Annotated in this window: 8 protein-coding genes and 1 pseudogene; 7 read left to right on the forward strand and 2 right to left on the reverse strand. The window is 52.0% G+C overall.

Annotation, left to right across the window (positions count from 1 at the left end; genetic code table 11):
* The 7 genes and pseudogenes from B2Z72_RS09385 to B2Z72_RS09415 all read left to right on the forward strand — a co-directional run.
* Positions 1–174: pseudogene (locus B2Z72_RS09385) on the forward strand (NADH:ubiquinone reductase (Na(+)-transporting) subunit F); the annotation flags it as partial.
* A 252-nt stretch (positions 175–426) separates the two neighbouring features.
* Positions 427–1,566 carry a fatty acid desaturase gene (locus B2Z72_RS09390; protein ID WP_297004655.1) on the forward strand — a complete coding sequence of 380 codons (1,140 nt, stop codon included), beginning with the start codon at positions 427–429 and terminating at the stop codon, positions 1,564–1,566.
* A gap of 116 nt (positions 1,567–1,682) precedes the next feature.
* The gene (locus B2Z72_RS09395; protein WP_296983788.1) at positions 1,683–2,513 is read left to right on the forward strand and encodes a hypothetical protein; all 831 of its coding nucleotides are present in this window, start codon (positions 1,683–1,685) and stop codon (positions 2,511–2,513) included.
* Between the two features lie 171 nt (positions 2,514–2,684).
* Positions 2,685–3,950 carry an oxygenase MpaB family protein gene (locus B2Z72_RS09400; protein WP_296983790.1) on the forward strand — a complete coding sequence of 422 codons (1,266 nt, stop codon included), beginning with the start codon at positions 2,685–2,687 and terminating at the stop codon, positions 3,948–3,950.
* A 194-nt stretch (positions 3,951–4,144) separates the two neighbouring features.
* Positions 4,145–4,816: an SDR family oxidoreductase gene (locus tag B2Z72_RS09405; protein WP_296983792.1), complete on the forward strand. Its 672-nt coding sequence runs from the start codon at positions 4,145–4,147 to the stop codon at positions 4,814–4,816.
* Positions 4,817–4,839: 23 nt separating this feature from the next.
* Entirely contained in the window at positions 4,840–5,202 is a 363-nt protein-coding gene (locus B2Z72_RS09410) for a hypothetical protein (RefSeq protein ID WP_296983793.1), read from the forward strand.
* A gap of 27 nt (positions 5,203–5,229) precedes the next feature.
* Positions 5,230–5,877 carry a hypothetical protein gene (locus B2Z72_RS09415; protein WP_296983794.1) on the forward strand — a complete coding sequence of 216 codons (648 nt, stop codon included), beginning with the start codon at positions 5,230–5,232 and terminating at the stop codon, positions 5,875–5,877.
* 74 nt (positions 5,878–5,951) lie between these two features.
* On the opposite strand, the gene B2Z72_RS09420 is transcribed toward B2Z72_RS09415, so the two are convergent.
* The gene (locus B2Z72_RS09420) at positions 5,952–6,614 is read right to left on the reverse strand and encodes a nitroreductase (RefSeq protein WP_296983795.1); all 663 of its coding nucleotides are present in this window, start codon (positions 6,612–6,614) and stop codon (positions 5,952–5,954) included.
* A 182-nt stretch (positions 6,615–6,796) separates the two neighbouring features.
* Positions 6,797–7,430, reverse strand: a 634-nt coding sequence (locus B2Z72_RS09425; RefSeq protein WP_414716700.1) for a leucyl aminopeptidase family protein, incomplete at its 5' end; no start/stop codon positions are given.

Consider the following 7,430-nt stretch of genomic DNA (forward strand, 5'->3'; position numbering starts at 1 on the left):
ACCGGCTTTATCCATAACGTGCTGTATGAACAGTACCTTAAGGATCACCCGGCACCAGAAGACTGTGAGTTTTACATGTGTGGGCCACCGATCATGAACCAATCGGTGATCAACATGCTGACCAGTCTGGGTGTTGAGCCTGAAAACATCATGCTGGATGACTTCGGCGGTTGATGTTTCATAAAAAACCGCGCTGAGGCGCGGTTTTTTTATGCCTGAAATCCGGGGTAAGTATGGTGCTTTCTGCCGTAAAGCCGCGCCATTACTGGGCTGCTGCCAGGGACATCTTTGTGTAAATCCTGTCGGGACATGATCTGCAACAATCCCGTTACTTTCCCTTGTGTTGAAAACCGCCACCATGGGTTATCATATAAAGCAACATCGTCAGCTTTGGCTGACTCCATTTGGATGTGAATGCTGAGTTTTATGAGCGATACCAATAGCAACGAAAAGGCGCCGATTAACTGGACGCCGACAACGATGTTCGTAATCACTAACCTGGTGGCTGTGACAGCCGTGCCCTGGTACGGTCTTACGCATGGATACTCTCTGTCTGCGGTGATTGCCTTTGTTCTGCTGACCTGGCTGACGGAGCTGGCGATTACTGCCGGTTATCATCGTCTGTGGTCTCACAACGCCTACAAAGCCCATTGGGCATTGCGTTTGTTCTATGCGCTGTTTGGTGCAATGGCACTGCAGAATACGGTCCTGCACTGGTCTTCCGGTCACCGTGTCCATCATCGTCATGTCGATGATGTAGATCTGGATCCATACTCGGCCAAACGTGGCCTGTGGTTCTCCCATATGGGCTGGATGATCCGTCGCTATCCAAGTGGTGAGGTGAATTTCGACAACGTGAAAAACCTGACCAAAGATCCGATCGTTATGTGGCAATACAAGTACTACATCCCGATCGCACTGGGTATGAACATCCTCATTCCGGTTGCTCTGGGTCTGATACTGGGCGATGTCTGGGGTATGCTGCTGATGGCGGGCTTCCTGCGCATTGTAACCACTCACCACTTTACCTTTTTCATTAACTCCATTGCGCACAAATGGGGTTCGCAGCCTTACACGGATGAAAACACTGCCCGTGATAACGCTTTCTTCGCCTTTCTGACCCATGGCGAGGGCTACCATAATTATCACCATATTTTTCAGACCGATTACCGCAACGGAATCCGCTGGTATCAGTGGGATCCCACCAAGTGGTTTATTAAAGCAAGTGCTCTGGTTGGTCTGGCGTCGGATCTGAAAACCGTACCGGAATTCAAAATCCAGCGGGCAAAACTGAAAATGGAATTCAAACGCGCTCAGGAGAAACTGGAAAAAACCGGTAACCATGAAAAATGGTCTGCCATGCTGGAAACTGAGTACGAAGAATTCAAGCGTATGCTGGCTCACTGGACTGAGCTGCAGGGCGAGCGGGTTCAGGAAACCCGCCGTAACCTGCAGGAAAAGTGGGAAGGTGCTGCTCTGCGAACCCGCATGAAAGAAGTCGAATATTCTCTGCGGATGCAGCAGAAGCGACTGCGGTTAATGGTGGCGCAATTTACCGCCGCCTGATCTGCAACAGACTTTTCTGATTGAAAGCCCCGCCAGTGAGAACTGGTGGGGTTTTTTATTATTTATATTCCGATACATTGCGCGGCCTTTTCAGGACGAAACCGCGGGAATTATCTGTGAATATATATGCTCATTTTCTGACCTTTTCAACCACACTTCTGCTTCTCAGTGCCTGCGGAGGAGGAAGTTCTTCAGGTAGTGGCAACGAAATTGACGCTGGCGCCGACAGCAATACCGGAGATTCAACTCCGGGCAACAGCGACAACGCCCCCTCCGCTCAGGCCATCGATTGCAGTCTGGATAAATCACAGGATATGCCCTGGCCGATGCCGGAGTATCCGGGCTTTAATTTGCCGTCCGGCATTGTTCAGTCAGCCAATGGTGCGGAATATATCCCGCAGGGTCTGGACCCGGTAAACTGGGTTTATCTGGTATCCGTGCCGTTGATTTTTACTTATGCCGGTGCCCGGGAAGGCTCAGATTATGTTGGTCCGCAATGGAATCTTGAGCAGGAGAATGGCGTAACTGCGACGGTCGATTATGTGTCGCCGGGTGTAACGGCTGGTGATGAAGTCTGGTATTTTTCCCGCTCAGGTGTCTCTGATATGGGTGAGGCATACACTGGTGTCGTGGAACTTGAGGTGCACCAGCCAGCGGATTGCAGCCTGAGTTTCAGTCAGTTCGACGAGCAGGGGCAAATCACCGGACGCTATCAGGGTGACCGTAATACATCGGTATTTTATGGTTATGACGAAGGTGAACTGGTCTCCGTTACTGAAACCCACATCCGCAATGATGGCGGCGGTGAAACCGTATTCGCGCCCGTTGATCCGGGTGAGGCATATCCGTACAGTATTTTTCGCTGGGACAGCAACGGTGAAAACGGCTGGTACGGCAAGTGCGCAGACAGGGAAGGCAGTAATTGCGAGGTGAGTACATCGCTTTAAGGCGCTTCAGCCGAATAAGCGGAATAAAGTGCCGCTGGTTAGTTGGTTGGGTAGGTGGCAGGCTGGTTGGTTAGCTGGCTGGCGGACGTAAGAGATTATTCTCCGCGTGGTCCATTCATCTGGCCGGTCAGGTGTGAAATACTCCTGACTGATCTGATTCCGGAATAACCCATGGCTGAACCTGGCAACACGCAGAACAGGGAGCATCCACCACGCTTCGTTTATCAACAGCAGGCAGCAACCTTCAGAGCGCGGAAAACAGCGCTTGGGCTGCGCCTGTTGCTTGGCCATTTCCCATCGCCGTCACAAACGTTAATTGATCAGGTTGCGGCAGCCTATAACCGGGCTGACGAAACAGGCGATCGTGTCGCTCAGGAATTATTCAATAATCCGCAGCTGCGTCAGGCAAACATTAATCCTCATGAATATCTGCGCCAAGCTGTTGAGCAGGGCAGTGCCGCTGTCGATGACACATTAACGCCGTCATTAAAAACCCTGATCCAACAGGCTGAAACGCCGCCGCTTTGGCTCGACTCTGGCAAGCTCACAGAAGCCTGCGACGTTATTCACCGTTGCGGGCGGTTTGCTATGTACGCACTCGGAGATATGGCTTTATTGGGCGGCTACGCCAACAGTGATATTACCAAGCCTCTGTCATTTACCGGCGCTTTAAATGGCAACAGCTCGTTTGACCGCGTGTCGGAAACAACGTCGTTCTGGTTTGATGTCACAACGCCCGGCGCATTGGTGCCCGGCGCAAAAGGCTACTGTTCGGCCGTGAAAGTTCGCGTTATGCATGCACTGGTGCGCCAGCGGTTGCTGCAGCATCCTGACTGGAATACAGAAGAGTGGGGGCTGCCGATTAATCAGGGCGATTCGCTGGCCACTAACGTAGCGTTCTCCATGCTGATGATCACTGGTGCCAGTATGATGGGCTGGCGATTTAACGATAAGGAAATCGAAGCCGTACTGCATCTCTGGCGGTATGTGGCTTTTCTGATGGGTGATGACTGGACGCTGTTGCCGGAAAATCGGGAGCAGGGTGTCGACTGGTTATTTGTAATCGCCATGGGCAGTCGTATTAATCCGGATGACGACAGCATGGCGCTGGCAAAATCCTATCTGGAAAATTTCCTCGATGTACCCGGGCGTCCGGCTTATAAAAAGTTTGTGTATTGGTTTCACCGTATGTATGCCAACTGGCTGATTCCAGCGGATATACGCCGGGTACTGAATATTCCCTCAGCTTATGGGCTCGGGCTGTTGCCTGCACTGCAGTTTCCGTTTATCCGTCTGATGGATACCGCCGCGCGTTTTATCCCTCCTTTTGATCGCTGGTTGCGGCGCTTTGGCCGCAATGGGCAGCAGTATATTGTCAGCAGCCGTCTGCAGGGACGGGAAGTTACCTTCGCTGATAAGAACACCATGGCTCGTTGATTTATACCGTTATCTTTAATTTCCTCTCCGCTTGTCTGTCCGCCGGTTTTCAGCCGTTCTGTGTCAATGGCTTAGTGCTGTAGTCGGGGCAGGGGGTGGTGGCGGGGAGAAACAGAATTCCTGCTGATCTTGTGCTGTGACCCGCCGGCGAAAGGCGTTAGTATGTCGGCGTAAAAATTCAGCAGGAGATTTGTATGGCAAATGTAGTCATTACCGGCGCCAATCGTGGCATCGGCCTTGAGCTGGCGAAGCTGTTTGCAGCGCGCGGCGATGCGGTCACCGGTATTTGTCGTGATACCAGTGATGAACTGGAAGATATTGCCGATCAGGTGATCAGTGGTATAGACCTGACCGCAGATGAGTCACTGGGCGCCATCGCCACTATCCTTGAGCAGCTGCTGGAAGGCCCACTGGATGTGCTGATCAATAACGCTGGCCTGTTTACCAATGAGACCATTAATTCGATGGACTTTGACGCCATCCAGCGTCAGTTCGATATCAATGCCATGGTGCCACTGAAGCTGACGATGATGCTGCTGCCGTATATGGCAGAGGGCAGCAAAATTGCCAATATCACCAGCCGCATGGGCTCCATTGCCGATAATACGTCGGGCTCTTATTACGGTTATCGCGCCTCCAAAGCCGCGCTCAATGCGTTTGGTAAATCCCTGGCAATGGACCTGAAGCCTCAGGGTATTGCTGTTGCGCAACTCCATCCGGGATTTGTTAAAACCCGTATGGTTGGTTTTAACGGTGACATTACACCTGAAGAAGCAGCACAGGGACTGGCGGCCCGTATCGATGAGCTGACCCTGGAAAATTCCGGTGGTTTCTGGCATTCCAATGGCCAGGAATTACCCTGGTAAATCTATCCGACAGAGAAAACACTATGTCTAATGCACGTATCGTAAAGAAAAAACATACCCGCTTTCTCGCCGACTTTATGGTTGAAGTCAGTCAGGATGCTGAGTGGGAAAAGAAACTGCAGGCGCTGCAGATTGAAGACAAACTGAACACCGCTGAAGCCGGTTATCCAACTGAGTTTCTGCAGTGGGTACCTGAAGCCGAAGCAGATAATCTGCAATACAGCATTGAGCGCGTTGAGTTGGCAGATATTCCGCGTGAAGCGTCCTGCTGGTGGCCAGTGGATGACAATACCCATTTCTACATGGCGTATCCGTCTGAGTATCCACAGTCGTCGATTTATATGGCCATTGATTTTCATGGCGATCACAGTGATTGCTGCGGCTGATAAAAGCGGGATAAGCCAGAGAACGGTATGCCGGAATTAACCGATCTTAAACAGCGTTTACGCGATCAGCGCGACCTGTTGAATGAATTGCAGTCTACTCGTCTGCATCGTGCCCTGAGCTGGCTTAACGCCGCTCAGCAACATGATGAAGACGCAGACCTGCGCTTTATCTGCAGCTGGATCAGTTTCAGTGCCTGTTGTTTTGTCGAAGAGAGCAGCAGCTCGCCGCTGGAAGAGCAGCTGGCATTCCAGAACTTTATTCAGCAGCTGGTCAATCTGGATCCGGATGAACGCATTTACGATTGTTTGTGGCATCAGTTTTCCGGCCCGGTGCGGGCATTGATTAAAAATCCGTATGTGTTTGCACCGTTCTGGGAATCCCAGCGCCGTGGCGATGACTGCTGGAAAGAGGCGTTTGATCTCTCATCAGTCGCAGCGCTGAATTTCCTCAGTCGCAAAAAAGTACCTGAATTACTGGGTATCGTGCTGGACCGCTTATACGTACTGCACAATCAGGTGGTGCGGGGCGGGGCAACCTGGCAAAGCCGGGTAAACCGGGAACAGGTTGAAGACGGTGGCAAATTGCTGCTGGCTCTGATGCCGGTTGTGATCGACATTATGCTGACTCACAGTGACCATGACTGGGGTGAGCTGGCGTATCCGGTGGTGAAGTAGTGCGGATAAGAGTACGGGCTGGTTAATAAAGCAGCAAAAAAACAGGGCGGATATTCCGCCCTGTTTTTGTTTGGTCAGCTGACAAATTCGACCGCATCGCTGAGTTCAGCCCGATCGGTACGGCATTTATTGGCATCGGCATTGTCGTCGGCGTAACCGAATGACATGCCGAACAAAATTCCCTGTTCTTCCGGAATATTCAGGAAAGATTTTACCGGCTGAGGAAACTGCCCCAGTGCTCCCTGCATGCAGGAATCAATACCGCGTTCTTTCAGCAGCAGGGTCAGTGTCTGTGCATAAATGCCAACATCCACCGCACCCATAATATCCAGATATTTATCCATGGTGAAAAACGCAACATGAGGCGCGTCGAAGAAGGCCCAGTTGCGTAGCATGGCCATATTACGCTTCATCTTATCTTCGCGTTCAATCCCCATGGCATTGTACAGCGCCGCCGCTGATCCGAACTGACGTTCACGGTGAATGCTCTGATAGGCAACCTTCCAGTTAAATTCCGGTTCTGGCTGCTGCTGTTTCATCACCGTTGCGACCAGCTGGTTTTTCAGCTCGTCTTTTTTGGCTCCGGACACCACGTAGGTTTTCCACGGCTGCACATTGCAGTTGGATGGCGCACGCTGTGCTGCACTGAAAACTTCCTGCAAAACCGCCGGGTCGACAGCATCTTTTTTAAACGCACGAACGGAATAGCGGCTGTTGAGAATATCGCTGAGTGACATGATGCCCTCTTATTTTTCTGTATTGGGTGGGTAACGCTTTATGTGTTCATCAGATGGTATCAGCGTACCGGGCCAAAGAGGGGGGCGGATGTGCCACAAGTGCAGCAATTAGCGAGGGCAGACAGAAAAACAGCCGGGCACCCGAAAGTGGCCGGCTGTTTATTCATACGCTGGATAATGGCTTATTTAGCCAGTAAATAATTCACCAGCAGAGGTACCGGGCGACCGGTTGCACCTTTCTTCGCACCACCGACCCATGCGGTACCGGCGATGTCCAGGTGCGCCCACGGCGTACCTTCAGTGAAGCGTGACAGGAAGCAGGCTGCGGTGGTGGCACCGGCCAGCGGACCACCAATGTTCGCCATATCGGCAAAGTTGGAATCCAGCAGGTCCTGATAATCTTCTTCCAGTGGCAGGCGCCATACTTTATCGCAGGAATATTTCGCCGCACTCTGCAGTTGCTCTGCCAGTGCTTCGTCCTGGGTGAACAGACCAGAGTTCACTTCACCGAGCGCAGCCATGCAGGCACCGGTCAGGGTGGCAATATCCACGACCGAAGCTGGTTTGAAGTTATCGATACCGTAAGTCAGCGCATCACACAGCACCAGGCGGCCTTCAGCATCGGTATTCAGAATCTCGATGGTTTTGCCAGACAGGGAAGTGACTACGTCACCTGGCTTGCTGGCATTGCCTGCCGGCATGTTTTCCGCACTGGTCACCATGCCGATCACGTTGATGGCTGGTTTCAGTTGCAGCAGGGTTTTCATGGTACCGAATACCGAAGCCGCACCACACATGTCGTACTTCATTTCGTCC

Origin of the sequence: Thalassolituus sp. UBA6592, from assembly GCF_002433655.1 — a bacterium.
Taxonomy (GTDB): domain Bacteria; phylum Pseudomonadota; class Gammaproteobacteria; order Pseudomonadales; family Oceanobacteraceae; genus Venatoribacter.